This is a genomic window from Vibrio sp. 10N.222.52.C3, from assembly GCF_041474195.1.
Lineage (GTDB): Bacteria > Pseudomonadota > Gammaproteobacteria > Enterobacterales > Vibrionaceae > Vibrio > Vibrio crassostreae_C.
In genome coordinates this window covers 1-16,322 of record NZ_JBFRTQ010000056.1, presented here as the reverse complement: position 1 = coordinate 16,322, position 16,322 = coordinate 1, and the positions used below count along the sequence as shown (strand labels likewise).

Below are 16,322 nucleotides of genomic sequence, written 5' to 3'. Positions count from 1 at the left end.
TAGATTAAGGCTTTAACTTTATAAAATCTTCTGTATTAAGTTTCTGGCTATAATCTACCGATGGTTGAGCAAACCCATTTAATTGTAGAAATTCTTCTTTAAACCCTTGGTAATCCCCTAAGGTTTGGAAGTTATTTTCGTCCATCTTTTCTAGCAGTTCAGTTACGTGCGCTTGGGTTTCTGGGTCTAATTCCCAATCATCCATACGGATCAATCGCTCACCATCAAGTGGTACTTTGGATTGACCATAAAGTTTACTGCCAAACAGACGCTGCATTTGTTGGATACAACCTTCGTGGGTCTCTTTCTCTTTCATCACCTTATACAAAGCAAGTAAGTAAGGGCTTAATCCAGGGATGAAAACGCTCGCTTTAGTGACTAGGGCTTTACATACCGCCGCGTAAGCGTTGCCATCAAAGTTAGCTAACTCTAGATTAAGAGCGTGGCTGGTTTGGTGAAGGTCGATCTTAGCGCGTCCCAATGTACCGTCTAAATAGATAGGATGTGTGACTTCTGGACCCACATAAGAAAACGCGATTGTCTTACAACCCGGAGCAATAGATTCTGCGTTGATGAGCTCATCTATCCATTGTTCCCAATCTTCGCCTCCCATCACTTTGAGTGTGCTTTCGGCTTCTTCTTCCGTCGCGGCTTCAAGCGTGTTGGTGACCCAGTTGTCGTGTTCCAGAGAAATGGTTGCGCCAGTTACGCTTTCACCAATAGGTTTGATGGCAGAGCGCCAAAACTCATCGGAATCTGGTTTAGGACGAACGCCTGCAGCTAAGCTATAGATAATCAGATCCACTTCACCTTCGAAGTAGGTTTCAATGGCTTCGACAACTTGTGAGCGTGTTTCTTGCGAAAATGCGTCGCCAACGATGTTGATAGCAGTGCGTTGCTCTCGTTCGGCTTCTTTTTTGAAGTAGATGTTGTTGTACCAACCAGCACTACCTAGGGATTTTTCGTTTGGACCGCGCTCGAATGAGACGCCGATAGTGTCAGCTTTTGCGCCGCCAAAGGTAAGGGCAATACGAGCGGCAAGGCCAAAGCCTGAGGAAGCGCCGATAATCAGTACTCGTTTAGGGCCATCTTTGATTTGCGGCGCACTCTTAACAAACTTGATTTGTTGCTTTACGGCTTCTTGACAGCCAAGAGGGTGAGCGCTTTTGGCTACCACACCCTTGATAACAGGTTCGATCAGCATAAATAACCTTACAGTTAACGGTGATATGCACTCAGGCTAACGTAAAGCTGTGTAAAATTTATTGAGCTAGACCATTAAAACTTAAAGATACTGATATAATTCTTCGGCGACGAATTCAGCAATCCAAGGTTGAGCTTCTGGTTTTGGATGCAGTCCATCGTTCATCATCCACTCAGGTTTGAGGATGATATGCTCTAGGAAAAACGGCAAAAGTGGCACGTTTTGTTGATCAGCAAGCGCTGCAAAAACGTATTCAAACTGCTGGTTGTAACGCTTTCCGTAATTTGGTGGGATTTTAATCTGCATCATTATAGGTTTGGCGCCCGCAGCTTTTATCTGCTCAATGATCTGCTCAAGATTTGCAGACATCAGCTTAGGTGGGAAACCACGAAGTCCATCATTCGCACCAAGTTCGATAAGAACGGTGTCTGGAGCATGTTCTTCAAGCAATTGTGGTAGGCGGGCTAAACCATTGCCCGTTGTATCACCAGAAATACTCCCGTTAACCACGGTTACCGTTTTGTCATGCTTTGCTAACGCGTCTGGTAACAGGCTTGGCCAACTCTGTTTGATGTCCATGTTGTAACCAGCACTCAGGCTATCACCAAGGACCAGTAACTTAGAATCTAAGCGGGTATCTTGAGCCAAAGAAGCGGTTGAAAATAAAATAAAGAATAAAAAGGAAATTAGTCGAGTCATGCATACATCCATCATTAAAGCAGAAGCTGTTTCGAAGACAGTGTCTACTAATCAAGAACATTTAACAATCCTAGAGCACGTCGATATCGATATTCGTGAAGGCGAAACTGTCGCGATTGTCGGCACGTCTGGCGCGGGTAAATCGACCTTAATGACGCTGCTTGCTGGTCTTGATGTACCAACGAAAGGCGAAATCAGTTTATTAGGACAGCCACTTTCACAGCTTGATGACGAGGCAAGAGCGAAGATCCGCAGTGAATCGGTAGGGTTTGTATTTCAAAGCTTCTTGTTAATTCCAAGTCTTTCAGCGCTACAAAATGTCACGTTACCTTGTTTGTTAAAGGGAGAAGACGAAGACATCGAACGCGCGACTGCTCTGCTTGAATCAGTAGGCTTGAAAGACAGGCTTGATCACTTACCGTCGCAGCTATCTGGTGGTGAACAACAAAGGGTCGCGTTGGCGCGCGCATTTATGATTAAGCCAAAAATTCTTTTTGCCGATGAACCCACAGGCAACCTAGACCAACAAACGGCAGCCAAAATTGTTGAGTTGTTGTTTGAATTGAACTCATCCCACGGCACAACTTTAGTTTTGGTGACACACGATCCTAAGCTTGCACAACGTTGCCAAAGAACACTCAAGATGCATGTCGGTCAGATAGAGGAAGTCTAAATTGAATTCATCAAACGGACTGAATAAACGCCTGTTTTCATGGAGTATCGAAGAGATTCGACACGGCCAGTTGTGGCCAGTTTCAATCGCTTTAACGCTTATTATTGCTTGTGTATTTGCATTGTCGGCGTTGGCCGAACGTATGGAGCAGGTAATTGTTAAACAGGGCAAAGATGCGCTTACTGCTGATAGCGTGTTTATCTCAGCAAACCCAATTCCGCAATCCTTGTTAGACCTCACTCAAGTTGAACAATTAGAAAGATCTCAGTTGACTCGTTTTTCAACCATGGCATTCAGTGATAACTCAATGCAGTTAGTGACGGTAAAAGCAGTTGAAAGTAATTACCCATTACGCGGTGAAATGATCTTAGAGGGCGCTGATAAAGCATCAAGTAACCATGTTGAGCCGGGTGAACTTTGGCTAGACGAGCGTATATTTGCACAGTTAGAGGTTGAAATTGGTGACAATGTCACTATTGGTGATGCCGATTTAGCGATAACTGGACGAATCACTCAAGAACCAGGCTTAAGCTTTAACCCATTCCAACAAATGCCAGCTGTGCTGATTCATACAAGTGATATCGTTGCCACGGGAGCGATTCAACCGGGCAGTCGCGTTAGCTTTAGATTGTTTTTAAATGGTGATGAATCGAAACTCAAAGCCGCACAAGACAGTATCGAACTGACACCAAGTGACCGCTGGCGTACACAAGACTCAGCCAGTCGTACCAACGACATGTTCGAAAGCACCACTCAATACTTATCACTAACGGTAGCTATCGTAGTGATCATGGCTGCGACCACTTTGGTACTCACTTGCCAACATTATGTTGCGAGTCGTCGTAAAACCATCGCGATGCTTAAGAGTTTAGGTGCAAGCAAGCAGTGGATCGTTAAATGGTTGTCTGTACAGGTATCTTTGTTAGTGGTTATCGGTGCAGTACTGGGAATAACCATCGGTATCGGCTTGGAGTTTTTGCTTCGTATACCTCTGGGCGACTTATTACCAACGCCACTTCCTAGCTATGGTATTGAACCTGCAATCTTGGCGATTTTATCAAGCATCCTAATTGGTGTTCCTGCTCTTGGTATCCCGTTAATTGGCTTGGTCAACACCTCGGCAATCAGCGTTATCCAATCAAGTCACCAGTCCAATGAAAGCTACAAGAAATATTTGTTGTTACTGGTACCGATTATTCCAATGATGCTGATGTATGGCGACAATCTATTGGTATGGATAGTTTTAGCGGGTATCGCTTGCCTGTTCTTAGTGCTTGCGGTCGTCAGTACGCTTGTTCTGCGTTTAGTTAGTAAGTTGCCGACATCGACATCGATGCGTTTGGCATTGAGTCGAATTAATCGCACACCTTTAGCAACTGGGATTCAATTTGGCTCTTTAGCGCTTTCACTGATGTTGCTGTCTATCATCTGGTTGGTAAGAAGTGATTTACTGTCAGATTGGCAACAAACCTTACCCGAGAACGCACCGAATGCGTTTGCACTTAACATTGCAAGCTATGAGAAAGACAGTTATCTCGAGACGATTGATGCAAACGAAGTAGAGCGTACTCAAGCGTTTCCAATTATCCGAGGACGACTGACGACGATAAACGGTGTTGAAGCGTCGGAATACAGCGATACCTCAGGCGAAACAGACGCACTAAGTCGAGAGATCAACTTCACTTGGGGAGATAGCTTACCCGAGTACAATGAAGTGTTAGAAGGTAACTGGACGCAAGAGCATGGCGTATCTGTGGAATCGGATGTCGCGGAGCAACTGGATCTAAAGATTGGCGATGAGCTGTCATTCACAATCAACAGCCAGAATGTTTCTGCCAAGGTGAATAGCATCCGCAAAGTCGAGTGGCGAGAAATGAAGCCGAACTTCTACTTCATTTTTACTCCAGATGTCTTGAGTTCAATCCCTTCTACTTGGCTAGTGAGCTTCAGATTAGAAGAACAACACAATCAGATGCTCAACGAACTCTCTCGAAATCATCCAACCGTGAGTTTGATGGATATTCGTAAGATGGGTAGCAAGATCCAAGAGTTGCTTAAGCAGATTGTTTGGTCGATTACCGTACTTGCGGCGTTAGGTGTGGTGGCGGGGCTGTTGCTTATCTTCACTCTATTGCGATTGAGCTTATCTCAAAGACAACAAGAGATACGCTTGTATCGAACATTAGGCGCGAGTAAGAAGCGAATTCTCAATACTATTTGGTGTGAGTACGGTTTAATGGCGTTAGTCGCAGGCTCAATTGCAGCCCTTGGTTCTGAGCTCAGCGTGGCAGGAGTGATGAACTTTGGTTTTGAGTTACAACCTTCACTTCACCCGATGTTGTGGATAGCGCTACCGGTGCTAACGTTCATCACATTAGCCGCGGTAGTGAATAGCTTAATCAAACGTTTGTTGGCACCAGTAAACAAGGATTTTGGCTAGTCGTTAGCGAGATCTAGCCAAGCGCTTAAAACGGTCTAAAAGTGAGATTATTTATACTTAGTCATGCACTATTTATAATACGTCGCTTTAGACCGTTTTTTATTTAACCAACCGGTAGCATAAGTAAAAAATATCGCACCTTAGATTCCACTGTTTTTAGCATTTTTTAAAACTAATTACCCAATAATGCCGATTTAATGAACAGCGGTTAGTCCCTGTAAACAAAGGGTTTGCGCAACTTAGCAAGAACGTTATCAACAGTTATCCACAAAAACGGTGGATAACTTTAGGGATAAGTTAACCGCTATGTTTTAAGAGTACTGAGGCAGCCTTTATGTGGCGTCACTTAGGACAAATTTGACTGTTAGAATAACCTTTAAAACCCTATCTGGAGTTATTGAGTCAAGAGATTATTTATGTTTTTTACATAGATATTAAATCCCGCCTATCTAAGACCTTGATAAAAATGTGTTTTAATTCATCGCAGAACAAAAGTAGAATAGAGGCAGTTAATCTTATTCTACAGAACACGATGAACCACAACAAAACGGATACAAATCAACCTTCTATTGCCATTGTTGGTGGTGGTATTGCCGGAACAACGAGCGCGATTCACTTTAGTGAGTTGGGTTTTAAGGTCACTATCTTAGAAAAAGGGCCGAGTTTGGTTAATGGTCCACCAATTTGCCACCTGCACGCTGGCGGCAATTTGTATCGAGATATTTCTGTAGAGCAGTGTCTTCAATTGCTCACACAGTCAATTGATACCGTCCGCTTATTCCCTCATACGATCAATATTCGTCCGACAATCATCGCCGTTCCGCACAGTGATGGTGGAGAGCCGTTGGATCTGCTTCCTCGTCTCAAGATAATCAAAAGCGCTTATGCCGATCTTGTTAAACAAGATAAAAGCAACCAAGTGCTCGGTGATCCGGAAGAGTATTATAAGCTGTACAGCAAAGAAGATTTATTAGCACTTTCTGCGAAAACACAGCCTCTGAAACCAACATCGCTTGATGATTGGTGTATTCCTTTCGCCAAGCATACGGATTTAGAGACCCTAAAGTATCCTGTTGCGATGGTCCAAGAGTATGGCTGGAGCGTATTCCGACTTTCTGCGACCGCTCAACTCTCTTTGGGGCAACAAGCTAACTGTACTGTGTTAACCAACAGCCGATTACAATCTGTTGAGTCGACAGGTCAAGGTTGGTCTTTGACTTATACCGATGCCGAAAACCAAAGCTGCCAACTAACGACCGATTACTTGATTAATGCGAGTGGGTTTGAAACGGGTATCGTAGATGACTTTGTTGGCTCTAAGCAGCAAAGACTTGTTGAGTTTAAAGCTGCATACGTTACAGAGTGGCCATATTCGCAAGAATGTAAGGAAGAGTGGCCAGAAGTTATCTTCCATGGCCCGAGAGGCACACCGCAAGGCATGGCGCAATTAACGCCGTATGCTGATGGTGTGTTCCAACTTCACGGCATGACAGAAGGGATTACTCTGTTTGAGGGTGGGCTTGTTTCATCGTCAACAGACTCGTCACAGCCACAGTTGCCTTCGAAGCTGCTTAAGAAAATCGTATCGGGTTGGAGTGAAGATCAGCTTGAATTAAGAACTCGCGCGGCAATAACGCATATGTCTCAGTTCATCCCAAGTTTCAGTTCTGCATTGGTCGGTGGTAAACCTTTGTTTGGTGCACAACAGATTCCGGGAACCGATCCAAGCTTAAGAGCTTCAGACGTTTCATTCTGTGGGGATCGCTATGCTCGACTTGAAGTAGTAAAAGCTTCTTCAACATTAGAAGCGGCACAAAAGGTCGCTGAGCAATGGTTTGATGTATCAGAGGCGGCATCTATTGAAGACACACACTCAGTGACAATGTCACTTAATCTAAATGATATTGAAAACAGAGCGATAGATTTGACACAAGAACGTGGATACCCAGAAGCGCTTGCCAAGGTGTCAGGTCAAGATCACGCTTAATAGCCTATAATTAGTCTATCATCATCGACTGCGTTTAATTTCTTCAATTCGGCTTACTGTAATAGGTAAGCCGAATCTTCATTTCAACATCTGCTTAGATACCGAACCTCATCTAAATGACATCTTCCTAGTTGATTATTCTCAGCTACATAGCATTTAGCACATAACACATCGCAAAAACTAATAGCCGAAAAACTGAGCCCATTGGCACCAAACATCTTGTAAGCCCAAGCGATCGCCCTTGCTGAACGATATCGCATGTCCAGGTTTTGCTTGCGCCAAGCGTGGTAAATCGATTCTGGCGACACATCCTATCTTCGGATAACCACCTATGGTCTGTCTATCATTAAGCAGCACGATAGGCTGTCCATCTTGTGGAATTTGAATCGCACCTAAGGCAATGCCTTCTGACAATAGCGAAATGTCAGGCGAGTCGACGGGTTCGCCACTGAGTCGATAACCCATCCGATTTGAGTTTTGGTCAACGTGATACTGCGCGTTATACAAAGTCTCTTTTGCTGACTCGGAGAATAGCTCGCTTTGATAGCCTTCAATCACTCGTAGGTTCACGGGTAGATTGTAATCAGGCGTGTATCGGAAGGTAACACTTACCGCTTTAAATGAATGTGATAGTTGGTGCTGGGTAAAAGCTATTTGTTGCCCTTGTTGGCATGGATCTCCATCTTGCGTTAATCCACCAATCTTTTCACGAGTGACTGTAGAGCAGCTATCAAGAGTTGATGGAACATCGAAACCGCCCTTAATGGCTAAATACGCCCTTAGACCATTTTTAGGCAAACCAAATGAGAGAACTTGCCCCTTAAAAGCTTGAAAAGTGCTCCAGTTAGCCTGTGGTTTACCATCGAGTTTCGCTTGTAAATCACCCCCGCATAGTGCCATCTCGCAATCAAAATCGATTCTCAACGCACATTGCCCAAGCGTGATTTCCAACGCTGCTTGGTTGACTGGGTTGCCCAATAGATGGTTAGCCCAGCTATAAGAGTAGTCATCAACCGGTCCACCTTGCGTTAATCCAAGATGAGCAACACCAAATCGCCCAAAGTCTTGAATCAAACTCAACGGGCCGGGCTTAATCACTGTCAGTGTTGGTTTAGTTTTTGTCTTAGCCATTTACGATGCCTCCACCCAACTCTACAAATTCTTTTTTTGAAATCGCTATGAAACGGACGGTATCACCAACATTAAGCAGAGACAGTGGTCTTTGCGTGATATCGGCGTTCTTCAACTGGCTATGATCGAACAACGGAAGTGGGCAATTGCCAATAATATTCCAACCGCCCGGTGAATCCGAAGGGTACACAGCTGTTTTCGTATCCGCGATGGCGATACTGCCTTTGGGCACAATTAAGCGGGGTGTGGAGTGACGGGGCAAGGCAAGCTCATGAACCACATCCGACATAAAGGCAAAGCCAGGCGTAAACCCAATCGCACTGACGCTGTATGTCTGTGAGGTGTGATGTTGAATTATCTGGTCGAGCGACAGGCCTTTGTTTTGATATCGGTCTAAATCGAGCGCCGTTTCTGGTGAGTAATAGGCAGGAAGCTCAATCGTATCGCGAGTTTTACTAACACTAGAAAAGGACGACAGAGCATGACTCAACAAATTATTGAGCTGTTCAATGAGCTGCTGTTCTGATATTCGATAAGGGAGGTAGTCGACCAATATTGTTTGGTAAGCCGGTGTCACATTCATCAACACCGATGCTAAGTTTTGGCGAATGGCATCGGAAAAGTGAGCTATGTATTGCGCATATTCGGCGCTAGATTGATTATTTGAAGGCGATAGCGTCAAGGTCACCAAAACGCTGCATTCCGCGACTGGCGCTATATTGAATTCAATCTGATTCGTCGTCATTTCGTTTCCATACGTTTGTTATCTTGCCTTTTTTAGCTTACTTGGCGTGTCTCACTTCCGTGTCCAAGCCAATACAAATCAATTAGATCTCACGAGCGATTAGACCATGCGTCATACCAATCACACGCTTCATACTAATTAAAAGCGTTGAGGTCTTGTCTGATTTTTCTAATTAATGCGATGGATTGAGGGTTATCACCATGAACACAGATAGTATCAGCTTCAATAGGCAGTCTTTCGCCCTCTAAAGTCGTAACCGAGCCATAGTTAATGATTTGCATAACTTGGTTATAGATATCGTCTTGATTGACGTAAACCGAGCCTTTTTGAGTACGTGGCGCTAATTGTCCGTTATTTAAATAAGCACGGTCGGCAAACGCTTCAAACAAGAGAGGCAAGTCATGGTCGTCAGCAATATCCAAATACTGTTGATTGTCTGATGAAGAGAGAATCATCAACGGGATGTTAAACTCAGCGACGGCTTGGGCTACCGCATTGAACACATCAATGTTTGCCATCATATCGTTATAAAGAGCGCCATGAGGTTTCACATAGCCAACAGTGGTATGGTGATAGCGGCAAAGGGCTTGTAATGCACCGACTTGATAACAAACCAGCTCACTGATTTCGTCCATGGTGTGTGGAATAGAACGGCGACCAAAACCAACGAGATCTTGATAACCGGGATGAGCACCAATTTGGGTGTGATAGTGCTGCGCCAGTTTTATCGTCTTGGACATAACGTGCGGATCAGACGCGTGGAAGCCACAAGCGATGTTTGCCATATCGACCCATTCCATGACCGACTCGTCATCGCCCATCTTCCAATTGCCGAAACTTTCTCCCATGTCGCAATTAAGCAAAATCTTCGTTGTCACGTGGTGCTAATCCTTTACGTTGAGGTAAGTAATGACGGTCTTATAAATACCATAAATAAACAGTGACCTAACTCAAACTTTCGACACCGTAGATTTACCAGTATGGCATTTCATATATAGTTGAACTATTGATTAAAGGATTAATATCTATCTGTATATTAGGTGAGCACATGATATCCCGCCAGGTTTGCTTAGGACTAGCATTAACGATACCTGTTTTTGTCTCTGCTCAAGAAAACTCTCTAGACCAGCTCATGTCGATGAGCCTTGAAGAGTTGTCTATGTTAGATGTTGAAATGGAAACGGCTTCGAAAGTGACACAAAAACTTACCGAGATTTGTGTCAACCAAGAGTCCGTATATGTGAGGATCTCTCATGAATTCTAAGTGGCTCAAGTACCGTATTAAGCTCGGTTTTACGAAACTCAGCCTTGCCACTATAGCTATGTTTATTGTGCCTTTGAATACATCGGCGGCTAGTTTCAAGCCTTATGAAGTGAAAGCGGTGTACCTTTTTAGAATTGCCAACTTTATTCGTTGGAACGACGAGAGCACCATGAATACGGTTAACTTCTGTGTGATTGGCGATGAGAAGGTAAGCAAAGCACTGACGTCGATTACACAAGGGAAATCTATTCGTTCTCTCGCTATTCAAGTACATCAATTGGTGACTCCTAAGTGTGATATCACTTATCTATCTGATCTCGATAATGATGAATTTAGCCGTAAAGCCCACTCACCACATACTGTGACGATTAGCGATATCCCAAACTTTACGGACATGGGAGGAGTCATTGAGCTAACGCACATCGATAATAAGCTAAAGCCTAAGATCAACTTAGTGAATGCAAGACGCGGTGAATACGTCATTGGCTCAAACCTGTTACGAATCGCTATAGTGGAGGGCCAATAATGTTGTCTTTCATTAATAATTTATCTATTAAAAACAAGCTGATATTACCGATTGTCATCTTCATCGCAGTTACTTTTGTGACGATTCAATCAATTAATTACACTGTCACTTTTGAGCGAGAGAAAGAGAGTCTTATTCAGCGAGTTAAAGTGTTAGCACAAGGTGTTGCTTATAACCTACAAGCCGCGATTCTATTTGAGGATAAATCTTCGGCTCAGGAGATTTTGTCAGCCTTCGTTGCGGATAAAGATATCGTCAGGGTGAAGCTCTATGACATTAATGAACAGCTTTTTGCGAGTTATCAAGTCAGTAATACGCTGGTTCCAAGGCCGAATACCGATGAATTAAATGACATCGCGGATCACCAATTTGCAATCTCCGAGAATTTCATCTTTTTGTTTGTTCCGGTGACGCTGGATGACGCTGTGATCGCTAACTTGAGAGTAACAATATCGAAAGAGACGTTTAATTCGATCTTAACGAATATTTTCAAGGTTGCGGTCGTCTACCTGTTGTTTCTGGTGATCTTAGGCGGAGTAGTGGTCAAATTGGTGCAACGCTTGATTATCGAACCGATGTTTGACCTCAATGAGGCGATGCAAGCCTTTGTTGAGCGTCGTTCGAAGCAGCCTAAATTAGTCGTAACGAACCGCGATGAAATCGGCGATCTGGTTCGAGCTTTCAATACCATGTTAGAAAGGCTTCAACATCGCGATAACCAAATCAATTTTACGTTAGACAAGTTACAAGAAGAAAAATCATTCGCAAATGAGGTCATTGAAACCGTTCAGCACTCTTTGTTGGTGGTGGATGAAAAAGGGCTCATTCTTCATGCGAACGCAGCTACTCGGGATATTTTTAAATGCTCGGAAGCCTTTCTTGAGAATTTGTTGATCCAAGAGTTGATCGCGACCAAGCAAACGGGTTACTTACAAGATGTTATTGATGCCAATATTGAACTTAATGACGAATTGCTGGAAACCACCGATCTCTTTCAATCAAAACGCTGGCTTCGTGTGAGCAGTCGTTCTTTGACAAAACATGGTCGTATTCTTTATGCAATCCAAGATGTCACCGACATAGAAACGGCCATGAGTCGCCAACGTATTGCTGCGGGTGTTTTCGAAAACAGTAAAGACGGCTTGATCGTGCTCAACTCATCCAATGTGATAACCATGGTTAACCCGGCGATCACACAACTTCTCGGTTATCACTCTGATCTGCTGGTGGGCAAAACACCATTTGAAGTATTTTCGTGGCAGCAATTTTCATCATTGATGCCGACAATTCGCAGTTCGTTAGACAACTATGGTCAATGGCAAGGCGAAGTGTGGGAGAAGAGTGCGTCTGGTACGTTAGTTCCAATGTTTGTCAAAGTGAATCGAGTTGCCTCAGACAACGAGAAAGACGAGTTTGATATGGTATTAACGCTGTCTGATTTATCCAACGTTAAAGAGATGGAAAGACTCGAACACTTGGCTCATCACGATGCATTAACCGGGTTAGCGAATAGAGCGCAGCTGTATAAGGTTATGGATGATGTTGTCACGTCGAGCCACTATTCAAATCAGCATTTTGCGGTTATCTACTTGGATTTGGATGGCTTCAAAGAAGTGAATGACAATTATGGACACGATGCGGGTGACGAAATCCTTAAAGAAGTGTCAAACCGGTTGTTATCTCAGGTAAGAGCGGGGGATTTGGTTGCACGTTTGTCGGGTGATGAATTTGTTCTTATTATTAAACAGACAAACAAAGTCTTATTAGCGAAGTTAGCCGAGCGATTGTTGGATCTGATCGGGCAAGAAGTGAATTATAAACAGCGTTCACTTCATGTTGGGGCGAGCTTAGGTATCAATTTAGTTGATGGCTCAGAGCGTGATATTGACGTGATTCTAAAGGTTGCTGATGAGGCTATGTACCAAGCGAAACGCAAAGGAAAAGGTCAGTTTGTGTTCGCTCGTGAGGGTAAATAGGCACCGGTGTTTGTGAGCTCACCCTAAGTTGTTGTATCATAAGTGATAGGTTGAATATTTTTAATTAAAAGGTCTGCTAAGCATGAATGTTTTAGTTACAGGTGGCATGGGTTACATTGGTAGCCATACAAGTATCCAGATGATCAACGCAGGTATGACACCTGTACTTTTTGATAGCTTGTACAACAGCAAACCAAGCGTTCTAGAGCGCATCGAAAAAGTCTCGGGCGTTCGTCCCAACTTCATTGAAGGTGACGTTCGTGATAAAGCGCTTTTGACTGAAACTATGAAGCAACACAACATCGAAGCGGTTATCCATTTTGCTGGTCTGAAAGCCGTCGGAGAGTCTGTGGAAAAGCCTCTTGAATACTACGACAACAACGTAAACGGCACTTTAGTTCTTGTTGATGCAATGCGTGATGCGGGTGTAAAAACCTTGGTATTTAGCTCTTCAGCAACGGTATACGGTGATCCTGCAAGTGTGCCAATTACTGAAGACTTCCCAACAAGCGCTACCAACCCATATGGTCGTAGTAAACTAATGGTTGAAGAGTGTTTAACCGATTTCCAAAAAGCCAATCCTGATTGGAGCATTACACTGCTGCGTTACTTTAACCCTGTAGGTTCACATCCAAGTGGTGAGCTAGGTGAAGACCCGCAAGGTATCCCAAATAACCTAATGCCATTTGTCTCTCAAGTAGCAGTGGGCCGCCGTGAATTCCTATCTGTATTTGGTAGCGATTATCCAACAAAAGACGGGACTGGCGTTCGCGATTACATCCACGTAATGGATCTGTCTGATGGCCACATCGCAGCGCTTGAGAAAGTAGGGTGCAAAGACGGTCTTCATATCTACAACCTTGGTACGGGTAACGGTTCAAGTGTATTAGACATGGTTAAAGCGTTTGAGAAAGCGAGCGGTAAAGATATCCCTTACAAGCTAGTTGAACGCCGTCCTGGTGACATCGCAGAGTGTTGGGCAGATCCAGCTAAAGCTCAGAAAGAACTGGGCTGGAATGCAAGCCGCACATTGGCTGAAATGACCGAAGATACATGGCGCTGGCAGTCAACAAACCCGAATGGATTCCCTGGTTAACCTAGTGGTTTCGTGAATGATTCAAAAATTAAAAGATGCTTTCGGGCATCTTTTTTGATCTTAATCGAATAAAAAGTAAATTAGTGGTTAAAAAGTATCATTCTGTATCCGCTGTGTTATTATGCTCGCGAATTATATGTTTAATGTTAATTTTCTTTGGAGTTAATCATGGAACTAGGCCTAATCATCACTTTCATCGTTGCTGCTGCAGTAATGGTTAAAAAAGAGATGGCAGAGAAGTAATTTCACTTATTACCTTTTTTATACAATTTTTTAGTGAAATAAATTAAAAGCCAGCAATTAAGCTGGCTTTTTAGTTTCTGCTGTATCAGATTCTGTCGTTAAGTTTTCTAACGAGTTAGAATTCGTATTTAGCTGTAATTGACCAGTTACGACCTGCTTGCGTGTAATCTTTATCTTCTTGTGAGAATCCACGAACGTCATTCCACGAGTAGTACTCTTCATCCGTAACGTTGAAGAGACCTGCTCTAAGCGTAAGATCCTTCATCGGCAAGTAGTATGCTGTTAGGTCAACTACAGTTGCTGAATCAATTGGTAGAATTTCATCATTCAAACCATCGCTGTTGATATCACTAGACTTCTTACCTGCTGTGTAGCTTATGTTAAGTGATGTACCCCATAGTGCTGAAGGAGCATCATAGTTAAAACCAACGACAGCGTTCCAAGGGTTTACACTGTTAAGAGGATTACCTTCGCCATCTTCACCTTCAGTATACGTTGCAGAAACACGAGTACTAACACCTTTCACTGGCATGAAGCTATTCCAAGACTGTGTATTTGACGCTTCGATACCTTTAATTACGGCTTCATCAATGTTTACATTCTGATATATTGTTGGATCGGCCGGAGTGGCTGAGCCACTAACTGCTACGTTATCAATAAAGTTATCATAATCGCTGAAGAAGATAGCGATTTCGCTTGATGAATAATTTGTGTTATGACGCCAACCTAACTCGTATGAAATACTTTCTTCAGCTTCTAAGTCAGGGTTAGGGGCATTCAAATAACCGTGAGCAGGATTACCAAATGAGTAGTAAAGCTCTTGGAAATCAGGAGCTCTAAAGCCTTGGCTGATTTGACCGAAGATCTTATTTTCATCATTAAGTGTGTAAGTTGTACCCAAACGTCCGGTAACAGCTGAGTCTGAATATTTTGCATAAGACTCTTCTGGGTTACCACTTGGGTTTTGACTTGTATCACCTGGATCAGTTTCAAAACCATCAAAACGAACACCCGGAGTAATCATCCAATTTCCGATCGTCATTTCATTTTGAGCAAAGAATCCATATTTTCTTTCAGATGCGGCAGGGATGTAGAAAATAACTTGGTCTGCGCTGATGGAGTTATATTCGTTATTAACGTTTTTAATGTCTTTGTCCGAATATGAAGCGCCATAGATAAAGTAGTTTTCTACATTACCCGTCATGAAGAACTTATCGAATTGCACATCAAATTGATAACCTTCATCCTCGTAGATATAGTCCTTTTTCTGAACATTACCTGCCGGAGGTAGGAACATACCGCCATTAGAAGTACGATTAGTTACGCCATTCTCTTCTTTGCTCAGCCAGTCAGCTTGCCAAGTAATAGTATCTGCAAACGCTAGGTCAGCATCCCAAATATGTTTGATACCGATTTGCTGTTGGCTAGTTGTGTCTTCGCCAGTGTAGTCGGTGTAACTTGCACTATTTAAATCGGTATCACCAGAATTCTCAATGAAGTTACCAGAAAACTCTAAACGGTGTTGTTCGTTTAATTGGTACTGAAGCTTAACCAACAAGTTGTTGTTCTGAGTATCTTGCTCATCAGGTGTACCAAAGTTATCAGTTTGCTCACCGTCTCTGCGAGTATAAGCAACTAACGTTTCTAGGTCGCCAATACGATTTGCTAAAGCAACCGATTCGCTAAAGGTATTATCAGATGAAGAGTAGTTGAACTTCGCGTGGCCACCGAAGTCTTTGTCTTTTAAAAAGTCACTCGGGTCTTTTGTTTCGAACGCAGCAATACCACCAATCGCGTCAGAACCATACAGAGAAGAAGCCGCACCTTTAACAATCTCGACAGACTTCAACATATCCGTATCGACATCAATGCGTGAAGAGTTAATGAAGTTATATGACTGAGTACCACTTGGAGTAAATTGGCTAGTTTGTGATACTCCATCAACGATAACCTTTACTCGGTTACCTTCCATACCACGAATGTTAATACCTTGAATCCCTTGGCGAGAATTCGTAGTCACCGTGACACCTGGTGTGTACTTAAATAAGTCTTCTACATCCGTAACCATGTTTTTTTCGATATCTTTATCGTTAATCACAGTTACCGACGCAGCAACATCTTCAAGTTGTTGATTAGTACGAGTCGAAGATACAACAACCTCGTCAAATAGGGCATAATCTTCAGCAAAGGCTGATGTTGATGAAAGCGCTAAAACGATTGAAGCAGAGAGCAGGGATTGCTTATACATCTGATAGTTACCTTAGTTCCATAGTATTATCTTGATTTGCGAAATATAATATTGGATCTAAATGATAATTACTATTATTTGCATTTAAAT

The 16,322-nt window shown here is 43.1% G+C and carries 13 protein-coding genes; 7 read left to right on the top strand and 6 right to left on the bottom strand.

From position 1 onward, the window contains the following. Positions 1-4: 4 nt before the first annotated feature. On the bottom strand, positions 5-1,204 hold the full coding sequence (fabV, locus tag AB4517_RS10150; RefSeq protein ID WP_017067782.1) for an enoyl-ACP reductase FabV: 1,200 nt from the start codon (positions 1,202-1,204) through the stop codon (positions 5-7). Between the two features lie 81 nt (positions 1,205-1,285). Then, on the bottom strand, positions 1,286-1,903 hold the full coding sequence (locus AB4517_RS10145; protein WP_017060079.1) for an arylesterase: 618 nt from the start codon (positions 1,901-1,903) through the stop codon (positions 1,286-1,288). Here AB4517_RS10145 and AB4517_RS10140 point away from each other — a divergent pair. The 3 genes from AB4517_RS10140 (at position 1,902) to AB4517_RS10130 (ending at position 7,003) form a co-directional block, all read left to right on the top strand. After that, complete coding sequence (locus AB4517_RS10140; RefSeq protein WP_004730959.1) at positions 1,902-2,576, top strand: ABC transporter ATP-binding protein; 675 nt, start codon at positions 1,902-1,904, stop codon at positions 2,574-2,576. The genes AB4517_RS10145 and AB4517_RS10140 overlap by 2 nt on opposite strands. Position 2,577: 1 nt before the next feature. Continuing rightward, positions 2,578-5,016 carry an ABC transporter permease gene (locus AB4517_RS10135; RefSeq protein WP_372148288.1) on the top strand — a complete coding sequence of 813 codons (2,439 nt, stop codon included), beginning with the start codon at positions 2,578-2,580 and terminating at the stop codon, positions 5,014-5,016. A 532-nt stretch (positions 5,017-5,548) separates the two neighbouring features. Further along, on the top strand, positions 5,549-7,003 hold the full coding sequence (locus tag AB4517_RS10130; RefSeq protein ID WP_017060081.1) for an FAD-dependent oxidoreductase: 1,455 nt from the start codon (positions 5,549-5,551) through the stop codon (positions 7,001-7,003). Positions 7,004-7,183: 180 nt separating this feature from the next. Here AB4517_RS10130 and AB4517_RS10125 read toward each other — a convergent pair whose 3' ends face one another. The 3 genes from AB4517_RS10125 to AB4517_RS10115 all read right to left on the bottom strand — a co-directional run bounded on the left by AB4517_RS10125 (position 7,184) and on the right by AB4517_RS10115 (position 9,757). After that, positions 7,184-8,134, bottom strand: coding sequence for a biotin-dependent carboxyltransferase family protein (locus tag AB4517_RS10125; RefSeq protein WP_372148287.1), 951 nt, complete (start codon positions 8,132-8,134; stop codon positions 7,184-7,186). Next, a complete protein-coding gene (locus AB4517_RS10120; RefSeq protein ID WP_372148286.1) occupies positions 8,127-8,879 on the bottom strand; it encodes an allophanate hydrolase subunit 1 in 753 nt (250 codons plus the stop codon). The genes AB4517_RS10125 and AB4517_RS10120 overlap by 8 nt, the downstream gene beginning before the upstream one ends. A gap of 134 nt (positions 8,880-9,013) precedes the next feature. Continuing rightward, positions 9,014-9,757, bottom strand: a complete 744-nt coding sequence (locus tag AB4517_RS10115; RefSeq protein ID WP_017060084.1) for a 5-oxoprolinase subunit PxpA — start codon at positions 9,755-9,757, stop codon at positions 9,014-9,016. A gap of 170 nt (positions 9,758-9,927) precedes the next feature. On the opposite strand from AB4517_RS10115, the gene AB4517_RS10110 reads away from it, so the two are divergent. The 4 genes from AB4517_RS10110 (at position 9,928) to galE (ending at position 13,741) form a co-directional block, all read left to right on the top strand. Further along, a complete protein-coding gene (locus AB4517_RS10110) occupies positions 9,928-10,143 on the top strand; it encodes a hypothetical protein (RefSeq protein WP_102394477.1) in 216 nt (71 codons plus the stop codon). Beyond that, the gene (locus AB4517_RS10105) at positions 10,133-10,669 is read left to right on the top strand and encodes a YfiR family protein (RefSeq protein ID WP_102394476.1); all 537 of its coding nucleotides are present in this window, start codon (positions 10,133-10,135) and stop codon (positions 10,667-10,669) included. The genes AB4517_RS10110 and AB4517_RS10105 overlap by 11 nt, the downstream gene beginning before the upstream one ends. Further along, a complete protein-coding gene (locus AB4517_RS10100; RefSeq protein ID WP_372148285.1) occupies positions 10,669-12,645 on the top strand; it encodes a diguanylate cyclase domain-containing protein in 1,977 nt (658 codons plus the stop codon). Before AB4517_RS10105 ends, AB4517_RS10100 begins: the two co-directional genes overlap by 1 nt. 82 nt (positions 12,646-12,727) lie before the next feature. Continuing rightward, entirely contained in the window at positions 12,728-13,741 is a 1,014-nt protein-coding gene (gene galE, locus AB4517_RS10095) for a UDP-glucose 4-epimerase GalE (protein ID WP_017070527.1), read from the top strand. Between the two features lie 358 nt (positions 13,742-14,099). Here galE and AB4517_RS10090 read toward each other — a convergent pair whose 3' ends face one another. Continuing rightward, entirely contained in the window at positions 14,100-16,232 is a 2,133-nt protein-coding gene (locus AB4517_RS10090) for a TonB-dependent hemoglobin/transferrin/lactoferrin family receptor (protein WP_372148284.1), read from the bottom strand. Positions 16,233-16,322: the final 90 nt, after the last annotated feature.

What these genes read in the sequence shown, in the direction of transcription:
- fabV (WP_017067782.1), bottom strand. Translation starts at nt 1,204, where the DNA reads ATGCTGATCGAACCTGTTATCAAGGGTGTGGTAGCCAAAAGCGCTCAC.
- AB4517_RS10140 (WP_004730959.1), top strand. Translation starts at nt 1,902, where the DNA reads ATGCATACATCCATCATTAAAGCAGAAGCTGTTTCGAAGACAGTGTCT.
- AB4517_RS10145 (WP_017060079.1), bottom strand. Translation starts at nt 1,903, where the DNA reads ATGACTCGACTAATTTCCTTTTTATTCTTTATTTTATTTTCAACCGCT.
- AB4517_RS10130 (WP_017060081.1), top strand. Translation starts at nt 5,549, where the DNA reads ATGAACCACAACAAAACGGATACAAATCAACCTTCTATTGCCATTGTT.
- AB4517_RS10125 (WP_372148287.1), bottom strand. Translation starts at nt 8,134, where the DNA reads ATGGCTAAGACAAAAACTAAACCAACACTGACAGTGATTAAGCCCGGC.
- AB4517_RS10120 (WP_372148286.1), bottom strand. Translation starts at nt 8,879, where the DNA reads ATGACGACGAATCAGATTGAATTCAATATAGCGCCAGTCGCGGAATGC.
- AB4517_RS10110 (WP_102394477.1), top strand. Translation starts at nt 9,928, where the DNA reads ATGATATCCCGCCAGGTTTGCTTAGGACTAGCATTAACGATACCTGTT.
- AB4517_RS10105 (WP_102394476.1), top strand. Translation starts at nt 10,133, where the DNA reads ATGAATTCTAAGTGGCTCAAGTACCGTATTAAGCTCGGTTTTACGAAA.
- AB4517_RS10100 (WP_372148285.1), top strand. Translation starts at nt 10,669, where the DNA reads ATGTTGTCTTTCATTAATAATTTATCTATTAAAAACAAGCTGATATTA.
- galE (WP_017070527.1), top strand. Translation starts at nt 12,728, where the DNA reads ATGAATGTTTTAGTTACAGGTGGCATGGGTTACATTGGTAGCCATACA.
- AB4517_RS10090 (WP_372148284.1), bottom strand. Translation starts at nt 16,232, where the DNA reads ATGTATAAGCAATCCCTGCTCTCTGCTTCAATCGTTTTAGCGCTTTCA.